The sequence below is a fragment of the Streptomyces sp. NPDC030021 genome (assembly GCF_055574035.1).
This window is the reverse complement of record NZ_JBVIAH010000013.1, coordinates 109,327-126,262: the sequence shown is the minus strand read 5'-3', so window position 1 is coordinate 126,262 and position 16,936 is coordinate 109,327. Positions and strand designations below refer to the sequence as shown.

At 70.6% G+C, this 16,936-nt stretch carries 20 protein-coding genes and 2 tRNA genes; 6 read left to right on the top strand and 16 right to left on the bottom strand.

Annotation, left to right across the window (positions count from 1 at the left end; genetic code table 11):
- The first annotated feature begins 132 nt into the window (after window positions 1-132).
- Window positions 133-666 (top strand): SigE family RNA polymerase sigma factor, encoded by a 534-nt coding sequence (locus ACZ4YL_RS25110; RefSeq protein ID WP_314243332.1) that lies wholly within the window; start codon window positions 133-135, stop codon window positions 664-666.
- Window positions 667-828: 162 nt separating this feature from the next.
- Window positions 829-2,478, top strand: a complete 1,650-nt coding sequence (locus ACZ4YL_RS25105; protein WP_468119468.1) for a long-chain fatty acid--CoA ligase — start codon at window positions 829-831, stop codon at window positions 2,476-2,478.
- A 55-nt stretch (window positions 2,479-2,533) separates the two neighbouring features.
- Here the strand turns inward: ACZ4YL_RS25105 and ACZ4YL_RS25100 are convergent, their stop codons facing one another.
- From ACZ4YL_RS25100 to ACZ4YL_RS25090, 3 genes are all read right to left on the bottom strand, one after another.
- Window positions 2,534-3,109 (bottom strand): antibiotic biosynthesis monooxygenase, encoded by a 576-nt coding sequence (locus tag ACZ4YL_RS25100; protein WP_468119466.1) that lies wholly within the window; start codon window positions 3,107-3,109, stop codon window positions 2,534-2,536.
- A gap of 13 nt (window positions 3,110-3,122) precedes the next feature.
- Window positions 3,123-6,455 carry a response regulator gene (locus ACZ4YL_RS25095; RefSeq protein WP_468119464.1) on the bottom strand — a complete coding sequence of 1,111 codons (3,333 nt, stop codon included), beginning with the start codon at window positions 6,453-6,455 and terminating at the stop codon, window positions 3,123-3,125.
- 119 nt (window positions 6,456-6,574) lie between these two features.
- Window positions 6,575-7,000, bottom strand: a complete 426-nt coding sequence (locus tag ACZ4YL_RS25090; protein WP_468119462.1) for an SSI family serine proteinase inhibitor — start codon at window positions 6,998-7,000, stop codon at window positions 6,575-6,577.
- A gap of 186 nt (window positions 7,001-7,186) precedes the next feature.
- On the opposite strand from ACZ4YL_RS25090, the gene ACZ4YL_RS25085 reads away from it, so the two are divergent.
- Both ACZ4YL_RS25085 and ACZ4YL_RS25080 read left to right on the top strand, forming a co-directional pair.
- Window positions 7,187-7,277, top strand: a tRNA-Ser gene (locus ACZ4YL_RS25085).
- Between the two features lie 218 nt (window positions 7,278-7,495).
- Window positions 7,496-7,568, top strand: a tRNA-Arg gene (locus tag ACZ4YL_RS25080).
- A 79-nt stretch (window positions 7,569-7,647) separates the two neighbouring features.
- On the opposite strand, the gene ACZ4YL_RS25075 is transcribed toward ACZ4YL_RS25080, so the two are convergent.
- The 13 genes from ACZ4YL_RS25075 to ACZ4YL_RS25015 all read right to left on the bottom strand — a co-directional run bounded on the left by ACZ4YL_RS25075 (window position 7,648) and on the right by ACZ4YL_RS25015 (window position 15,146).
- The gene (locus ACZ4YL_RS25075; protein ID WP_468119460.1) at window positions 7,648-8,874 is read right to left on the bottom strand and encodes a site-specific integrase; all 1,227 of its coding nucleotides are present in this window, start codon (window positions 8,872-8,874) and stop codon (window positions 7,648-7,650) included.
- Window positions 8,871-9,077: an excisionase family DNA-binding protein gene (locus ACZ4YL_RS25070; protein ID WP_468119458.1), complete on the bottom strand. Its 207-nt coding sequence runs from the start codon at window positions 9,075-9,077 to the stop codon at window positions 8,871-8,873. Before ACZ4YL_RS25070 ends, ACZ4YL_RS25075 begins: the two co-directional genes overlap by 4 nt.
- The gene (gene repSA, locus ACZ4YL_RS25065; RefSeq protein ID WP_468119457.1) at window positions 9,065-10,477 is read right to left on the bottom strand and encodes a replication initiator protein RepSA; all 1,413 of its coding nucleotides are present in this window, start codon (window positions 10,475-10,477) and stop codon (window positions 9,065-9,067) included. Before repSA ends, ACZ4YL_RS25070 begins: the two co-directional genes overlap by 13 nt.
- A gap of 4 nt (window positions 10,478-10,481) precedes the next feature.
- Window positions 10,482-10,667, bottom strand: coding sequence for a hypothetical protein (locus ACZ4YL_RS25060; RefSeq protein ID WP_468119455.1), 186 nt, complete (start codon window positions 10,665-10,667; stop codon window positions 10,482-10,484).
- 239 nt (window positions 10,668-10,906) lie between these two features.
- Complete coding sequence (locus ACZ4YL_RS25055; protein WP_468119453.1) at window positions 10,907-11,086, bottom strand: hypothetical protein; 180 nt, start codon at window positions 11,084-11,086, stop codon at window positions 10,907-10,909.
- 94 nt (window positions 11,087-11,180) lie between these two features.
- Window positions 11,181-11,723 (bottom strand): GGDEF domain-containing protein, encoded by a 543-nt coding sequence (locus ACZ4YL_RS25050; protein ID WP_468119627.1) that lies wholly within the window; start codon window positions 11,721-11,723, stop codon window positions 11,181-11,183.
- A 5-nt stretch (window positions 11,724-11,728) separates the two neighbouring features.
- A complete protein-coding gene (locus tag ACZ4YL_RS25045; RefSeq protein ID WP_468119451.1) occupies window positions 11,729-12,061 on the bottom strand; it encodes a SpdD-like protein in 333 nt (110 codons plus the stop codon).
- Window positions 12,062-12,074: 13 nt separating this feature from the next.
- Entirely contained in the window at window positions 12,075-12,230 is a 156-nt protein-coding gene (locus ACZ4YL_RS25040) for a hypothetical protein (protein WP_399911473.1), read from the bottom strand.
- Between the two features lie 20 nt (window positions 12,231-12,250).
- Window positions 12,251-12,439, bottom strand: coding sequence for a mobile element transfer protein (locus ACZ4YL_RS25035; RefSeq protein ID WP_384390267.1), 189 nt, complete (start codon window positions 12,437-12,439; stop codon window positions 12,251-12,253).
- 19 nt (window positions 12,440-12,458) lie between these two features.
- On the bottom strand, window positions 12,459-13,124 hold the full coding sequence (locus ACZ4YL_RS25030) for a DUF2637 domain-containing protein (RefSeq protein ID WP_468119449.1): 666 nt from the start codon (window positions 13,122-13,124) through the stop codon (window positions 12,459-12,461).
- Window positions 13,125-13,191: 67 nt separating this feature from the next.
- Complete coding sequence (locus tag ACZ4YL_RS25025) at window positions 13,192-13,383, bottom strand: hypothetical protein (protein WP_468119447.1); 192 nt, start codon at window positions 13,381-13,383, stop codon at window positions 13,192-13,194.
- 81 nt (window positions 13,384-13,464) lie between these two features.
- A complete protein-coding gene (locus ACZ4YL_RS25020; RefSeq protein ID WP_468119445.1) occupies window positions 13,465-14,814 on the bottom strand; it encodes an FtsK/SpoIIIE domain-containing protein in 1,350 nt (449 codons plus the stop codon).
- A 2-nt stretch (window positions 14,815-14,816) separates the two neighbouring features.
- The gene (locus ACZ4YL_RS25015; RefSeq protein ID WP_030764160.1) at window positions 14,817-15,146 is read right to left on the bottom strand and encodes an SCO3933 family regulatory protein; all 330 of its coding nucleotides are present in this window, start codon (window positions 15,144-15,146) and stop codon (window positions 14,817-14,819) included.
- A 152-nt stretch (window positions 15,147-15,298) separates the two neighbouring features.
- Here ACZ4YL_RS25015 and ACZ4YL_RS25010 point away from each other — a divergent pair, with 152 nt between their 5' ends.
- A complete protein-coding gene (locus ACZ4YL_RS25010; protein WP_468119443.1) occupies window positions 15,299-16,165 on the top strand; it encodes a GntR family transcriptional regulator in 867 nt (288 codons plus the stop codon).
- Window positions 16,152-16,844 carry an HAD family hydrolase gene (locus tag ACZ4YL_RS25005; protein WP_468119441.1) on the top strand — a complete coding sequence of 231 codons (693 nt, stop codon included), beginning with the start codon at window positions 16,152-16,154 and terminating at the stop codon, window positions 16,842-16,844. The genes ACZ4YL_RS25010 and ACZ4YL_RS25005 overlap by 14 nt, the downstream gene beginning before the upstream one ends.
- Window positions 16,845-16,936 lie beyond the last annotated feature (92 nt).

The following is a 16,936-nucleotide window of genomic DNA, read 5'->3' as shown; positions in this document are numbered from 1 at the left end:
TCCGGGACCCGCGGCCCCCGCCCCCTCCACCTTCAGGGGGTGGGGACCGCCCTGTTCCTACAACCTGAGGTGGATCCACCATCGGCACCTGCGGCCGATCCCAGGGAGGGTGGGCGCTCCTAGCGTGGAGACATGACCACGCCTGTGTGCACGCTCGCCTCGAATCCGACGCCGTACCCGTCGTTCTCGGCGTACGTCCGGACCCGCGGCACGGTCCTGATGCGCACCGCGCGCTCCCTCACCGCCAACCCGTGCGATGCGGAGGACCTGCTCCAGACGGCCCTCGCGAAGACGTACGTGGCCTGGGACCGGATCGAGGACCACCGCGCCCTGGACGGCTACGTCCGTCGGACCCTCGTCAACACCCGGACCTCCCAGTGGCGCAAGCGCAAGGTCGACGAGTTCGTGTGCGACGAGCTTCCGGAGACCGAGGCGGTTTCGGCCTGCGACCCCGCCGAGGCTCAGGCGCTGCGCGACGCGATGTGGCGCGCGGTGACCCGGCTGCCCGACCGGCAGCGGGCCATGGTCGTCCTGCGGTACTACGAGGATCTGAGCGAGGCGCAGACGGCGGAGCTGCTCGGGGTCTCGGTCGGCACCGTCAAGAGCGCGGTCTCCCGCGCGCTGGGCAAGCTCCGCGAGGACCCGGAGCTCCTGCCGGTCCGGTGAGACGGAGGGTGTTTCACGTGAAACGTGAGGACGTCCGGGGATGTTTCACGTGAAACACGCCCTGGTTTCTACCCCCGGGTAGTGACATGCCGACCGGTACGTGCGCAGAATCGGCAGCATCCGTAGCCGCCGCAGCGCCGCAGCGCTCACCGGGAGGACGCTTTGCTCAGCACCATGCAGGACGTACCGCTCCTCGTCACCCGCATACTCCGACACGGGATGACGATCCACGGAAAGTCCCAGGTCACGACCTGGACCGGGGAGGCTGAGCCGCACCGCCGCAGCTTCGCCGAGATCGGCAACCGCGCCACCCGTCTCGCCGGCGCCCTGCGCGACGAGCTCGGAGTGCAGCAGGACGAGCGGGTCGCCACCCTCATGTGGAACAACGCCGAGCACGTCGAGGCGTACTTCGCGATCCCCTCCATGGGCGCGGTCCTGCACACCCTCAACCTGCGGCTTCCCCCTGAGCAGCTGGTCTTCATCGTCAACCACGCCGCCGACCGGGTGGTGCTGGTCAACGGCACGCTGCTGCCCCTGCTCGCGCCGCTGCTGCCGCATCTGCCGACCATCGAACACGTGGTGGTCAGCGGCATCGGCGACCGCTCCGCGCTCGAAGGCCTGAGCGTTCAGGTGCACGAGTACGAGGAGCTCCTCGCGGGCAGCTCCGACAGCTACGAATGGCCCGAGCTGGACGAGCGCCAGGCGGCCGCGATGTGCTACACCTCCGGCACCACCGGGGACCCCAAGGGCGTCGTCTACTCCCACCGCTCGCTCTACCTGCACTCGATGCAGGTCAACATGACCGAGTCGATGGGGCTGACCGACAGGGATACCACCCTCGTCGTGGTCCCGCAGTTCCACGTGAACGCGTGGGGGCTGCCGCACGCCACCTTCATGACCGGTATCAACATGCTGATGCCGGACCGGTTCCTGCAGCCCGCCCCGCTCGCCGAGATGATCGAGAGGGAGAAGCCCACGCACGCCGCGGCGGTCCCCACCATCTGGCAGGGACTGCTGGCCGAGGTCACCGCCAACCCGCGCGACCTGACCTCGATGAAGCAGGTCACCATCGGCGGCGCGGCCTGTCCGCCCTCCCTGATGGAGGCGTACGACAAGCTCGGCGTCCGCGTCTGCCACGCCTGGGGCATGACCGAGACCTCGCCGCTGGGCACGATGGCGCACCCGCCGGCCGGCCTGAGCGCCGAGGAGGAGTGGCCTTACCGGATCACCCAGGGCCGCTTCCCGGCGGGCGTCGAGGCCCGCCTGATCGGCCCCGCCGGCGACCTCCTGCCCTGGGACGGAGGGGCGGCGGGCGAGCTGGAGGTGCGCGGCAACTGGATCGCCGGCTCCTACTACGGCGGTGCGTCCGGCGAATCCTTCCGGCCCGAGGACAAGTTCAGCGCCGACGGCTGGCTCAAGACCGGCGATGTCGGCGTGATCAGCGCCGACGGCTTCCTCACCCTCACCGACCGCGCCAAGGACGTCATCAAGTCAGGCGGCGAGTGGATCTCCAGCGTGGACCTGGAGAACGCGCTGATGGCGCATCCCGAAGTCGCCGAGGCCGCGGTCGTCGCAGTCCCCGACGAGAAGTGGGGCGAGCGCCCGCTGGCCACGGTCGTCCTCAAGGAGGGCGCGAGCGTGAACTACACGGGGCTGCGCGAGTTCCTCGCCCAGACCGTCGCCAAGTGGCAGCTGCCGGAGCGCTGGACGTTCATCGAGGCAGTGCCGAAGACCAGTGTCGGCAAGTTCGACAAGAAGGTGATCCGCAAGCAGTATGCGGACGGAGCGCTGGCCGTCACCAGGCTCGACTGACGACCGAGGTGCCGTGCCGGGCGGGCCGGGCCCGGCAAGATCCGGAAGAGACGGCCTAACCCCGGGTGAGCCACGGCCGCAGCAGTCTGCTGACCGCGGGCATGGCCACGTAGGTCATCAGGGTGCTGAACACGACGGCGAAGGCGGCCGTGCGCAGCACGAAGTGCAGATCCACCAGGTATGGCCCGAGCACCGCGTTGCCGATCAGCGAGATCGGGAAGATGGCCAGCCCCGAGCTGATGACCATCTTCCACCGAGGCGGCGCGGGCCGGGCCGTACCCGGCTTGGCGAACCAGGTCTCCATGCCGTGCAGTTCCCGGCGGGCTATCTCCGTGTGGTGGTGGCCGAGGCAGTTGGAGAACCACTGCGCCCGCTCCGGGGAGTCCTGCCAGCGCTGGAATGCGGCCTGATTGCGGAAGCGGTGGACCAGGAACCACGGCCCGCCCTCCGCCGCCGGACGGAAGAGCCCGTACCCGAGGTGGTCCGGGAAGCCCGCGGCCGTCTCCAGGATGCCGTGGGCCCAGGCCTCGAAGGTCTCCTCGTGGCCGGGCTCCACCTGCCGTGCGATGAGCAGATTCACCTCCCCGTTGTCGGCGGGGACGGTGTGCTCGCTCGTGTTGATGATGGCCATCGGCCCAGGATTACTAGTTGGTGCCGATCTTGGCCAGCAGGTCCACGATGCGGCCTTGGACGTCCGCCGTGGTGGACCGTTCCGCGAGGAAGAGGACGCTCTCGCCCGAGGCGAGCCGCGGCAGTTCGGCCGGGTCGATGCCGGTCGCGGTGTAGACGACCAGGGGGGTGCGGTTCAGCTGCCCGTTGGCGCGCAGCCAGTCCACGATCCCGGCCCGCCGACGGCGCACCTGCATCAGGTCCATGACCACCAGGTTGGGCCGCATCCGCGTCGCCAGTTCCACGGCGTCGGTGTCGGCACCCGCCCGTGCGACCTGCATGCCGCGCCGCTCCAAGGCGGCGGTCAGCGCGGTCGCGATCTCGTCGTGCTCCTCGATCAGCAGCACCCGGGACGGGTGCTGTTCGCTGTCACGCGGCGCCAGCGCCTTCAGCAGCACGGCCGGATCGGCGCCGTACGCCGCCTCGCGCGTGGCATGCCCCAGCCCGGCCGTGACCAGTACGGGGACCTCCGCGGCCACCGCGGCCTGGCGCAGGGACTGCAGGGCCGTCCGGGTGATCGGCCCGGTCAGCGGGTCGACGAACAGCGCGGCGGGGAACGCGGCGATCTGCGCGTCCACCTCCTCGCGGGAGTGCACGATCACGGGCCGGTAGCCGCGGTCGCTCAGCGCCTGCTGCGTCTGCACATCGGGCGCGGGCCACACCAGGAGCCGGCGCGGGTTGTCCAGGGGCTCCGGCGGCAGCTCGTCGTCCACGGGTCGCGGCACGGGCCGGTTGACGACCTCGACGGCGCCGCCCGGACCGTCCAGCGGCTCGGGGCCCTCGTCGGAGCCTGCTTCGGGCGCCCCTATGGCGAAGGCGCGGCCCTGCGGGGCGGGCTCGGCGAGCCGGCGACGGCGACCGGAACCGGAGGTCGCACCGGATCCGGAGGCCGGGCCCGGGCCGCCCGGGTCGACGGAGATGCCCTGGCCCAGGGTGCCGAGGGCGCGCACGCTGATCGGCTGCGCGGCCTGGCCCTCCACCGGGGTGTCCTGCGGCCGACGCGCACCGGGGAGCGCGACCTGTCCGGAAGCCTCCTCCTCCTCGGGAGCGGTACGGGCCGCCGGAACCGGCCACGCCGGGGCTCCGGCCAGCGCGCGGCGCCGCCCGGTCGGGTTCTCGGCGGACTCGTCGGGCTGCGCGGCGGTGGCAGCGGCCTCGGGCTCGGCGGCCGGGGCGCCCAGCACCCGGCGACCACGCCGTCCGGCCGGGGCGTCGGCGTCGGAGTCGGCCGCGGCGGGAGCCGGTGTCGGGCCGGCGGGCAGCGCGAAGCCGCCCTCGGGGGCGATGGGCCGCGCGGGAGCGGGCGCCGGCCCGAGCCCGGTCGCGGGTACGGGGCCGCCGGGCTGCGCCGGACCGGCCGGACCCAGTGCCCGGCGCCGCCCGGCGGGATGCTCGGTCACCGGAACCGGGGGCACCGCTGGTACGGGCGGGAGCGCGGGCATGGCGGTGCCCTGCGGGGGCACGGGCCGCCCGGGGCCGTCGTGCCCGCCGGTGCCCTCGGCCCCGCCGCTGCCGTCACCGGCCCGGCCGCGCCTGCGTCCGGTGCCCAGTCCCGCCGGGTTCACCGGGGACTGCGCGAGTTCGGGGCCCGTCTCGGGAGCGTCGCCGGCCTCGCCCGCGCGCCGCCGCCCGGAAGGCAGCGCCAGCGCGCCACCCCCCTGTGCGGCATGTGGGGCCTGTGCGGCCTGCGCCGCCTCGGGGCCGGGGGTCTCGTCGTCCAGGAAGGCGTCCACCCCGCGCCGGCCACGCCGGCCGCCGGAGACCTTGCCGGGAGCCGCGCCCCCGGCCGTCCCCGCGCTGTCCGTGGCCGGATCGGCAGGGGGCTCCTCCGCCGGCTCCGGCAGGGTCACCGTCCCGGCACCCGAGCCGAGCGGGAGCTCCAGCACGTACGCCCCGCCGGGCGCGCCCGGAACCTCCACCGTCTGCAGCACACCGCCGTGCGCGGCCACGATCCCCCGCACGATCGGCTCGTGGACCGGGTTCCCGCCCTCGTACGGCCCGCGCACCTCGATCCGTACGACATCACCGCGCTGCGCGGCGGCCACCACGATCGTCGAATCGCTGTAGCCGCTGCCCTGGCGGGTCTTGCCGGTCGCGTCCACCCCGGCCACGTCCGCGATCAGGTGGGCGAGCGCGGTCGAGATCCGGGCCCCGTCCACCTCGGCCTCGATGGTCGGCGCATGGACGGCGAACTGCGCGCGGCCCGGACCGATCAGCTCGACGGCCCCGTCGACGCCCGCCGTGACGACGGTGTTGATCAGGACCTTCTTCTTCGCGAGCCGGTCCCGGCCGGTGTCCAGGCGCTGGTAGCCGAGGACGTTGTCCACCAGCGTGGTCATCCGTGAGTACCCGGCGGCCAGGTGGTGCAGCAGCTGGTTGGCCTCGGGCCACAGCTGTCCGGCGTCGTCGGCGGCCAGTGTCGCCAGCTCACCGCGCAGCTCGTCCAGAGGCCCGCGCAGGGATTCGCCGAGGACGGCCATCAGCTGTGCGTGCCGCGCGGCGAGGGCGTCGTAGGGCCGCCGGTCGGTGAAGGTCATGACGGCGCCGACGAGCTGCTCCCCGTCCCGTACGGGCGAGGTGGTCAGGTCGACGGCGACCGGCTGTCCGGCCTTGTTCCACAGCACCTGCCCGCGGACGCGGTGCTTGCGCCCGCTGCGCAGGGTGTCGGCGAGCGGGGACTCCTCGAAGGGGAAGGGGGAGCCGTCGGCGCGGGAGTGCTGGATGAGGCCGTGCAGTTCGCGGTTGCCGAGGTCGGTGGCGCGGTAGCCGAGGATCTGGGCGGCGGCCGGGTTGACCAGCACCACCCGTCCGTCGGTGTCGGTGCCCACGACGCCCTCGGCGGCGGCGCGCAGGATCATCTCGGTCTGCCGCTGCGAGCGGGCCAGCTCGGCCTCGGTGTCCACGGTCTGCGAGAGGTCACGGACCACGAGCATCAGCAGCTCGTCGCCCGTGTACGAGGGTTGCGGCTCGCGGTAGGCGTCGCGTCCGTCGAGATGGGCGCTGGTGAGCTCGACGGGGAACTCGGAGCCGTCGGTACGCCGCGCGATCATCCGCTTGGGTTTGGTGCGGCCGCCGTCGTCCTCGCCTGGCCGGCGCATGGAGCCGGGGATCAGCTTGGAGTCGAACTCGGGCAGGAGGTCGAGCACGCCCCGGCCGACGAGCCCGGTACCGGGGCTCTCCATGATCTCGAGCGCGATCGAATTGGCGTTGACGACCGTGCCGTTGGCGTTGACGAGCAACAGCGCGTCCGGAAGAGCGTCGAGTATTGCTGCGAGGCGAGCAGCGCCTCGGGATGGCCTGCTGCTCACGACGAGCTTCCTCCCTGACCACAACTACCGGCAAGTCACGGGAGGAGTCTAAGGCCACAGGCCCGTGGTGGGGTGGCCGATGTGTGGCGGATACCGCCCATCCCGTGCATCCTCCCAGGTCAGGAACGCCCACTCGGAAGCAGAGGTTCCAACTCGTCCCAGCGGCGGATCTCGCATCCGTTGGTCCGCCGGAACGTGGCGTCCACCTTGTGGCCGTTCCAGGTTCCGGTGATCCGGGCGGTGGCGGGGCCCCCGTGCTGCATGGTGCAGATCTGCCGCTTGGAGACGGGGGCGAAGGGGTCCTTCCCCTCGCGGGCGAACTGATCCAGCCGGGCGCAGGCACCTTCCGCCTCCGGGTGGTCGCCGCCGACGGGGCCGCATTCGAGCCGGTACTCCCGGTCCAACCGGCGGTTTCCGGTGTCGGCCATGGCGATGGTGAGGCGGTCGGGTGTCGCCAGCAGCCGGCCCAGTGGGAGCGGGGGCAGTGGCCCGGCCACCGCGGCGGCCAGGGCGGAGGTGACGGCGAAGGCGGCGAGACGCAGCATGGGGCACTCCAGGTCGTCCGTACGTCGTACGCCTGCCCAACGACGCGGGCGCGCTGACGTTGCGTGCCGCGGCCGCTTTAAGGCTTTGCCCTCCACCCGTCCCTCCTAGTACCGTGGGAGCGGATTGGTGAGGGGCCCTGCGCCTGTGTCATCATCTGCACGCACCTTCGTACGCGGGGGTGTGCTGGAGGCGTCGCCTAGTCCGGTCTATGGCGCCGCACTGCTAATGCGGTTTGGGTCTTACCACCCATCGAGGGTTCAAATCCCTCCGCCTCCGCACCTCATCGAAGCCCCGGTCCTGACGGACCGGGGCTTCGATGCGTTCCGGGGCGATCCGGTCCGCTCAGCCCTCTCCGCGAACCCATCCGGATGATCTCCATCCGGCTCGTTTCCGCAGGTCAGCAGCGGTTTGGGTAATGGATTTCGCGTCCCGGCGAGGTCCATGTATTGTTGTTCTCGCAAGGCCAACGGGGCGCAAAACCCCGAGAAGCCCAAGCACTCGTAGCTTAACGGATAGAGCATCTGACTACGGATCAGAAGGTTGCAGGTTCGAATCCTGCCGAGTGCACAGCAGGTCAGAAGCCCCAGACGAAAGTCTGGGGCTTCTGCCGTTTCAGGCCGTACAGCAGCGAAGTACAGCAACCGCCTCAGCCGCTGCCTCCCATCGCCGCGGACAGCTGGTCCAGGGCCGCGCGCACATCCTCGTCACCCGCCGCCGAGTAGACCTCCATCGTCATGGCGATCTGCGAGTGCCGAAGAATCCGCTGGGCCACCTTCGGGTGGACCTTGAGCACGACCAGGAGCGCGCCGCAGGTGTGCCGGGTGTTCCGCAGCGGGATCACCCGCAGACCCGCTCGCCTGACCCGCAGCCCGAACATCCGGGTCAGGTTCCCCGGCTCGATCGGGGTCCCGTACTTCGTCGTGAAGATCAGCCCATGGTCGTCCTGCCACAGTTCCCCGGCCGCCTTGCGATCACCGATCTGCAGGGCCCGCCTCATCCGGAGCGCCTTCAGGCAGAGCGCCGGCAGCGGCAGGAAGTCGTCCGACTCCTCCGTCTTGGTCTCCCGGTGGAGGATCTCCCGCCCGGCCCGCTGGATCTGGTGGTCGACGTACAGCTCCCCGGCGTCCAGGTCGACGGACTTCCATGTCAGGCCGAGCACCTCCCCGCGCCGCAGCCCGAGGCAGAGCACGAGCACCCAGGCCGCGAACAGGTGATCATCCCGGGCCGCCGCATCGGCGAGGAACTGGCCGGCCTCGGCCACCGACCACGGCTTGATCCGGCGGCGGCGGGGCTTGGGGACCTTCACGAGCGAGGCGACGTTCTTCCCGATCTCCTCTTCGGTGACCGCGTGGGTGAGAGCGGCCCGCAGGGCATCCCGCGAACCCTGGATCACGCGACGGGACGGGTACGACTCGCAGCAGTCCCCGACGGCGCAGCACCGGCGGCTTTCGGGGGCGCGCCTCGCGTCCTTGCCCTGGGCGCAGCACTGGCAGACGGCCGCCAGCTTGGTCAGCCACTCGCGCACGTCGCGGACGGTGATCTTGTCCAGCTGCTTTGTACCGAGGTGCGGAGCGATGTAGAGGCGGACGTAGCCCTCGTACGAGACATAGGAGAGCGGGGCCAGGTTCGGCTTCACGATCGACTCCAGCCAGTAGGCGAGGAAGGCCGAGACCGTCCGATGCCGGGTGGCCACGGGCCCCTTCTTGGCTTCCGCGTGCAGGTTGAGCCACTTCTCGTGGACCTCCTCGCGGGTCTTGCCGTAGGCGTACTTCCGGGCACGCTTGCCGTCCGGCTTCGTCACCCAGACGTAGGCGGCGTAGCCGTTCTTGTACGGGTAGATCGATCCCTCGCCGTTGCCGCGCTTCCCGCTCATGCCGCCCACCCTTCGGCGCCGCCGGTGATGCGCTCGACGTACTCATCGACCCAGGCCGGGAGGATGCGGCGGTTGCGGCCGACCTTCACCGAACGGATCTCCCCGGTGAGCACGAGCATCTTGGTCTTCGACAGGCCGAAGCCGAGCATCTCGGCGACCTCGGCGGTGGTGTGCCACTTCCGCTGGATGACTACGGCAGCCATGCGGTCTCTCCTTCCACGTCGGACGGTTCGGCCCGCATCTCGCGGGAGAGTTCACGGGTGTGCTGGAGGTCCCGGCGGATGTTGGCGGCGAGCCAGGATTCACCGGGGGTGGAGCCGTGGCCGGCGTAGGACCAGTGCGCGACGACGAGGAGGGTGGCCTCGGGGTGGTCGTCGGGGTCGGGAAGGCCGAGCGAGGCGCGTTGCTGGGCGGCGCGATAGTCGGCGCGGACCTGGCGTAAGGCTCCGAGGGTGGTCGAGTAGCGGCGGGATTTGGTGGAGAAGTGGCCGCGGAAGCCGAGCATGTGGGCCCAGGCCCGCAACCGCCGGTCGGGGTAGGCCCGATCGAGGTCCATGCAGGCTTCCATGAGCCGTCGGGGGTGGTCGGGCACGCCGAGCAGGAGGAGTGCCTCCTTGTTGCCCACCGGGTGGTCCACGGTGCCGGTCGTCTCGGCGGCCTTGGTGGCGTACTTGGCGACGTAGGAGGCGACCGCCTGTTCTGTCAGGTCTTCCCCGTTACCGAAGGCGCCGATGGGCTGGACGTCGATCTGCTCGCCCCATTGGAGCACCCAGTCGTTGGCGTATCCGTGGTCCGGGCTGGCGGGCACGACGATGCTGACGCGGGCGGCGGCGGCGCGGATGGCGTCGGTGAGTAGGTCGAGGGTGGCCCACGCGGGCGGTGGGCTGTCGGGCCCGTCCGGTCCGTCGAAGCGGATCACGGCGTGGAAGTGGACGGCCCCGCGCTTCTGGTACTCGGCGACCTTGCCGAAGGAGACGCGCGACTGTTCGCGGGCGGCCTTCTGGGTGAGGCCGACGCGGGCGGCGATCTCTCGGCGGAGGTAGATCGTGAAGTAGCGCCACAACTCGGAGGCGTGGTTGTTCCACAGCACCGCGCCGAAGTAGTCGTACGTGGACGGGTCGAGCGGGGTGCCGAGTTCCTCAGCGTCCTCGGGGTGCCGGGTTCCGCAGCGGCAGGGGCGGGTGCCGGGGCGGTTGTGGACGGGGCCGAAGGACGGGGCGGTGAGGGTGGCGAAGACGCGGGGGTGGTCGCGGATCGTCTCGGGGGTTCCCTTGGTGGGATCTCCGACGAGGCCGGCGCGGATCAGGTGGTAGGTGTCTCCGGCGTACGTCCAGGCGCAGGCGGGGCAGCGGGAGGCGCGGCGGTTGCCGCAGGCGACGCGGAGGACGCCGCCGGGTTCGGTGTCGGTGTTGTAGGCGTGGATCACGGTTCGGGTGGCCGGGTCGACGAGTTTGGTGCCGCCGGAGAGGCGGATCGGGGCGGCGCATCCTCCGGTGCGGCGGATCTGTTCGTGGAGGCGGTCGAAGCCGGGGGCCCCGGCCACCCGGAGCAGGTCGCTCAGGGTGGCCGGGTCCAGGCCCGCCGCAGTGGCGGTGTCGGTCACGCGATCACTTCCCGTGGGCGGAGCCGTGGTTGGCGTTCCAACCGGCGACCAGGGCACCGACCTGGGTGTCTCCCTTGGCGGTAGCGGAGGCACCGCAGTGGCAGACGGCGGACGCGGTGGCGGGCTCGGATGGGGAGGGCTTGCTCACGTGCAGGCCGGGGCGTCCGGTGGTGGGGGTGAGGTCAGCCATGTCCGGACACCTGCGCAGCGTCGGCGGTGAGGGCGTCCAAGGTTGCGGCGGCCTCACTCGCGGCGGCTGCGAGGGCACGAAGGGCCTCAGCCGAACCGGGGGCAGCCAGGAGCGCGATCTCGGCGGTGTCTCCCTCGATACGAAGGCTGACGAAGGGATGGGAGCCGTCAGGGAAGGCCGTGACCCGGAAGCGAGTGTCAGGCTCGATGTGGCCCGAGGTGGAAAGACTCTTCACGGGGTCACCTACCGATCCGGACGAGGACGGCGGGAACGTTGCGGCCGAGTCCCCGGCAGGCGGTGCAGTGGACGCGGATGGTGGCTCGGGCCCCGTCGGGGGTCCGGGATCCGGTGGTGATCGTGGCGGTGGCGAAGCCGTCGCAGTCGCGGCAGACGGGCGGGGTCGAGGCGTGCTGGGGCATGATGAGTTGTCCCTTTCGGGTCCGTTGGATCTGGGAGGGGTTCAGGCGCCCGGGGCGGCGGAAGTTTGGCGACCGAGGCCGCTCCGGGGGCCGCTCAGCGTGTGTTGCGCCTGCCGTGGCCTTTGGCCGCGTACATCTCTGCGTCAGCGGCGGACAGCGCGTCGGTGAGGGTCGGAACCGGCAGCTGGTGGGGGATGCAGCAGCCGACGGACGCGGTGACCGGCACGGCGTGTCCGTTGTGCGTGACCGGGGTGTCCAGTGCGGACCAGAGGTCGAAGAGGTTGGCGGCGCCGAGGTTGGTGATGGCGGCGGCGAATTCGTCTCCGCCGAGGCGGGCGGCGATGCCGTGTCGTCCGCACCAGCTGCTCAGCCGTTGTGCCGTGGCGGTGAGTACTGCGTCTCCGGCGGCGTGGCCGTGGGTGTCGTTGATGGCCTTGAAGTTGTCCAGGTCGACCAGGAGCACGAGCGCACACGGGTGCTTGGAGATGAGACGTTCGGCGCGGGCGGTCCAACCAGCCCGGGTGTGAAGGCCGGTCAGAGGGTCTCGGCGGGCGCTGGACAGGCGGCGCAGAAGCATTCCGCCGTGAAGGGCCCAGCCCAGGGCCGGTAAGCCCGCAGCGATGACGTGCGTGTCCATCTGCGTCACCGCCCCTTCTGGAGGTCCTTGACCAGCAGGCGCAGGACCACCGCGATCACGGCGACGGATACGCCGGTGATGGCGACCGCGAGGAGCATCGAGACGAGGACGGCGCCGACGACGAGGACGACGGCGCCACCGCCGGCGGCGAGAGCGACCACGCTGCCGGGGGTGAGCTGGACCGTGGTGCGCGCCGGGGCGTTCGGCGCCGAGTGGCGGTCGGGTGCCACCGGCGAGGACTCTCGGTTGGGTTTGGTGCCGGAGAGGGCGACGGGCTGTGCGAGCGGGGTGACGATGCCGGTCGGGAGCGGGTTGACCGGGATGCGCGGTCGGAGCATGGCGAAGGTCTCCCTACTTGGTGATCGGGTCGATGAGCGGGGCGAGAGAGCTGTTGGCGAGGAGGTAGCCGCCGATGAGGAGCACGACCACGAGCCACAGCGGGGGGCGGATGAGCTTGTAGCCGAGGACGCCGACGGCGATCAGTGCGAGCCACAGGGGTACGTCCATGACGCAGTTCTCCTTTGTGATCAGCGCGGGTTGCAGCGGTGGGTTCGGGCGGCGAGTTCAGCGGCGGCGCGACTGCGGTAGTCGGCGGAGAAGTCGCAGCCGGGGGCGGTGCACACGGCGGTGTGCAGGGTGCGGCCCCGTCCGTCGCGGTAGCTGCCGACCGTCACGGGGCCGATGCGGATGACCTGGAAGAAGCGGTTCGGGCGCACGGGTCTGTCTCCCTTCCTGTCAGGTGAGTTGGATGGCGATGGCGTCCGCCAGTGCGGGCGGGATGCCGAGGCGGCTCCGCAGAGTCGCCGTGTCGATCGGGGCACCTGTCTGCGCCTGGTGGGCGTCCGCGATCTTCTGGGCGTGGTCGAGCAAGGCGGGCGGGACCGGTACAGAGGGCGGGATCGGAGCAGGAGCAGGAGCCGCGGACTGCGGATCGGGTTCGGCCGGCGGCAGCTCGGGAGCCGGTTCGGGCGCGCGCTCCACGGTCACGTCCGTGGCGGGCTCGACGTGGGGCTGGTCCGTTTGCTCCGGCTCGCTGAGCGGGGCGGGTGAGTGGGCGAGGAGGGTGCCGCCGAGGAAGGCGAGGGCGGGCCAGCCAGCGACGAGGATGCGCAGCCAGGGCGGGACGTTGTTCAGGTCGAGCAGTCCGGCGGTGGCGATATTGGCGCCGAGCGAGGCGATCAGGGCGATGGCGAACCAGAGCCATGCGTCGCGGTTCTCCTCGTCGGTGCGCATCCGGCGCCATGCCGCGACCAGCAGCAGGTCGACGCTGACCGGGTAGGCCCACGCTTTCCAGCCGTCCTGTCCTGCCGCCGCTGCCAGGTCGTGCAGATGGGCGAAGGACAGGGCACCGGCGATGACGGCCTGAATGAGCACAGCGTCGAGGCGGAGAGTGCGGGACACGGGTCGCCTCCTTTCGGGAGGCCGGTGCCGGGTGCGGTTCTCCGGCACCAGCGGGTTGGGGAACGGGTCAGGCGGTGCCGGTGCCCAGGCAGGTCAGGCACAGCCCGGACTGAGTGGCGCCGATCTCCCGGCGCTTGCGCCCGACCCGGACGGTCGTGGTGGTCTCCCCGGATCCGTCGCAGGTGCCGCAGGCTTCGACGGCCGCTGCGGGCCTGGGGGATCGGGGCCGCCGGGTCGGCGCCTTCTTCTCGGTGGTCATGGCGATTCCTTTCGGTTTCGGGCATGGGTCGGGTAGGGACCTGGCGCGAGACGGTCGCGCCGACCGAGGAGAGGGGGAGCGCTAGTCCGTGGCCGGAGTCGGCTTCACGAGCGGAACGGACCCGGCGGCCGGGGCCACGGTGGGGATCACCGGCCGGTACGGGGCGAGGGCGGGAAGGGCCGGGGTTCGGTGCGCGAACTGGGCGCAGATCTCGGCAGCTTCCTCGGCACTCAACTCGGGGGTGCGGATCCGGGACCAGCCGCCGGAGGTATCACCGGCCACCGCGACGCCGGGCTTGTCGGGCGGGATCGTCGTCACGGCCACGACCGCGTCCGGGGCGATGTCGCCCAGGCCCATGTCGGCGGTCTGCTTGTCGTTGACGCGGTGGACCACGCGGCCGGTGAGCTGGGCGCGGAGCGTGGTGGCGCCCTTGCCGAGTTCGGAGCCGAAGCGCTGGCCGCAGATCTCCAGGTAGATGCCGGCCGCGCGGGCCATCTGCCCGAGTCGGATCAACTGCATGACCATCCGGTCCCGGCGTTCCTCGTCCTTCTTGACGGCCACGAGGAAGAGTTCCGCGACCTCGTCCACAAGCAGCACGACCGGCACAGGCCGGACCTCTTCGGGCAGGGCCCACAGATCGGCGGCCCCGTAGTCGCTCAGCAGGTCGAAGCGGCTTTCCATCTCGCCGACGAGCGCGTCCAGGAGGCCGGATGCCTCCTCCGGTGTGACGGCGAGTGCAGACAGGCGCGGTGCGTACCGGCGCTGTTCGACCCCCCTCTTGCAGTCGATCCCGACCAGGGCGATCCGCAAAGGGGCGAGCCCGGCGATCAGGTTGCGCAGGTACATGGACTTGCCCGACTGATTGGCACCGAGCGTCAGCGCATGCGGCACCTTGAGGTAGTCGCGGACGAACGCAGTGCCGTCCTCCCGGAGCGCGACCGGGACCACCATCTGACCGGACGGGCGCCGACGTGGCATCTTCACCCGGCGCAGTACGTCGTAGCCGGTCATTCGCAGCTCCACGAACCCCGGCTTCGTCTCCACCACGTGGACGGAGTGGACGCCCCAGGCGTGGCGCAGCCGCTCGGAGGCCGCCATCACGTCGGCGGGCTCCAGCCCGGCCGGAAGACGCAGGGTGACCCGCATGCCGGTCGAGGAACCCCGCACCCGGCGGATCTTCGGTGGGACCGGCTGTACATCGCTGCGGCGGGCGACGTTGCGGACCAGGAACGCCCTCAGGCGGGACGGCTGCACCGTCAGCCCGCACACGTCCATCGTGGCCCGGTACGTCACCGCGAATCGAACCCGAGCCACCGGCAGACCGGCCACTGACCAGAACACGCGCGGGGCGCGGAGTTTCGCGTATCCGAGACCACCGCCCGCACCGGCCAGGGGGAGGCCGACCTCCCATAAGGGCGTCAGGTCGGCCATGGTCAGGCCCCGACCGTGATGGCGACGGCGCGGAACGAGATGCCGTGTCGGGTCTGGCCGTTGAACGTGTTCTCCCAGTCCCGGGCCTTGAGGCCGATCACCGACACCGGCATACCCGGCATCAGGCCCTCGGGGAGACCGGTCTCCGGGACGGTCACCTGGTAGAGGTTGCCCTCCCCCTCGTCCGAGATCAGCAGGCCCACCGTGGACAGGCCAGCGCCGGTCTCCCGGTCCATCGCCCGCTCACCGGTCTGCTTGCTCACGAGCTTCGGGGTCGGAGCCGTGGCCACGAACACCACGGCGGTCGACGTGTCCACCTTGAACGACGGCATGGTTTCTCCTCCAGAGATGCCAGCAGGAAGCTAGATGACCAACTTGGCTATCCTGGTTGGTCACATCTCGAAGGTAGGAGAGATGGCTAGCCATGTCAACAACCTGACTGGCATGACTGTCCTGCTTGTAGGGTTTGGCCTACCATCGCCCCATGACCTTCGTCCCCGAGCCCCTCGACCCAGATGACGACCGAGCCCCGTACGAGCAGGTGGCGAGCAGCCTCAGTGCCGCCATCCGCACTCGGAAGCTGGGTCCCGGCGAGAAGCTCCCGTCCCACGCGAAGCTGACGGAGTACTACGGGTTCGCTCGGGCGACGATCCAGCGCGCGCTGCGCGACCTCGAAGACGAGGGGCTAGTGGTCTCTCGCAAGGGCAGCGGCGTATACGTGCGCAACCGGACCGAGCGGCCGGCGGGCCTGCGCCCGTACGTCGAGCAGGCCTTCGCCAGGGATCGTGTGACGATCGACTTCGCTGGTTTCTCCAGTGAGACCCTGCACGGGGCGCTTCAGGAGCCGCTCGACAAGATCCGGGTCGGCCGGCTCACTCCGTCGAGCATCGCCGTGCGGATACTGGTCCCAGACATGTCGGTGCCCCAGGCCGCGCCAGTGCGGATGGATGACGGCGCGGATGACCAGCGGCTTCGCGACCGCATGCACGACATCATGGTCAGCTACACCCGCAGCATCCGAGATGCCATCGCTGAGCTGGAGCATCTGGGACTCGTCGCCGAGACGCAGATCAGCGTCCGCGTCCACAGCGGCACTCAGTTCTTCAAGCTCTACGTGATCAACGACGAGGACGCGTTCTTCGGCTACTACCCGATCCGTCCCAACAAGGTCGTCGCCCAGGGCGAGACGATCGAGATCTACGACCTCGTGGGCAAGGACGCAACGCTCTTCCACCACTCGATCAACGACGGCGAGTCCTCCAGCGGAGCGCAACAGGTCCAGCAGGCCCGCATGTGGTTCGACAGCGTGTGGGAGACCATCGGAAGGGACTTTGACCTTGACGCACGATGACCGGCTCCGAGGGGTCTTGGCGCATGCGCGGGTAGTCTTCTTCGACTTCGACGGGCCCATCTGCGACGTGTTCGCCGGGCTGCCCGCCCCCGAGGTCGCCAAGCAGCTCACCGCACTGCTCGCAGCTCAGGACGAGACCGCGGGCGCGAAGGCGGCCGAGACCGACGACCCGATTGAGGTCATGCGGATTGCTCATGAGGTCGATTCTCAGGTTGGGCAGAAGGTAGAGCAGGCGCTGACGGCAGCGGAGGTCGAAGCTGTCGCGGTGGCTGGTCCGCCGACTTCGGGAGCGGTCGAGGCCCTTCAGTCTGTGCGCTCTTCGGGACGGGCTATGGCGGTGGTGAGCAACAACTCTGCCGAGTGCGTTCGGAGCTTCCTGGATGCACATGGGTTGGGCGGGTATGTCGAGAGGGTCATCGGTCGACCGGTGGGGCAGCCGCATCTGATGAAACCGAACCCGTTCCCGCTTATTGGGGCGGCGGAGCAGATGCAGATGGACATCACGCTGTGCGCCCTGATCGGTGACTCACTCACTGATGTCCAGGCCGCTCATGCAGCCGGAGCGACGGTCATTGCCTACGCCAACAAGCCGCACAAGGCCGACTTGTTCGCCGATGCGCGCGCCGACGCGATCACGGACGACATGCAGGCCATCGCCGACGTGCTCAACGCGATGTAGCCGAGGAGCGGCGCGGACCTGTTACAGGTTTCTCTACCTCATCAAGCACCCGGCTGCGCTCCGCTCCGCCGGGCGGGCTTCCCGGCTCCGCT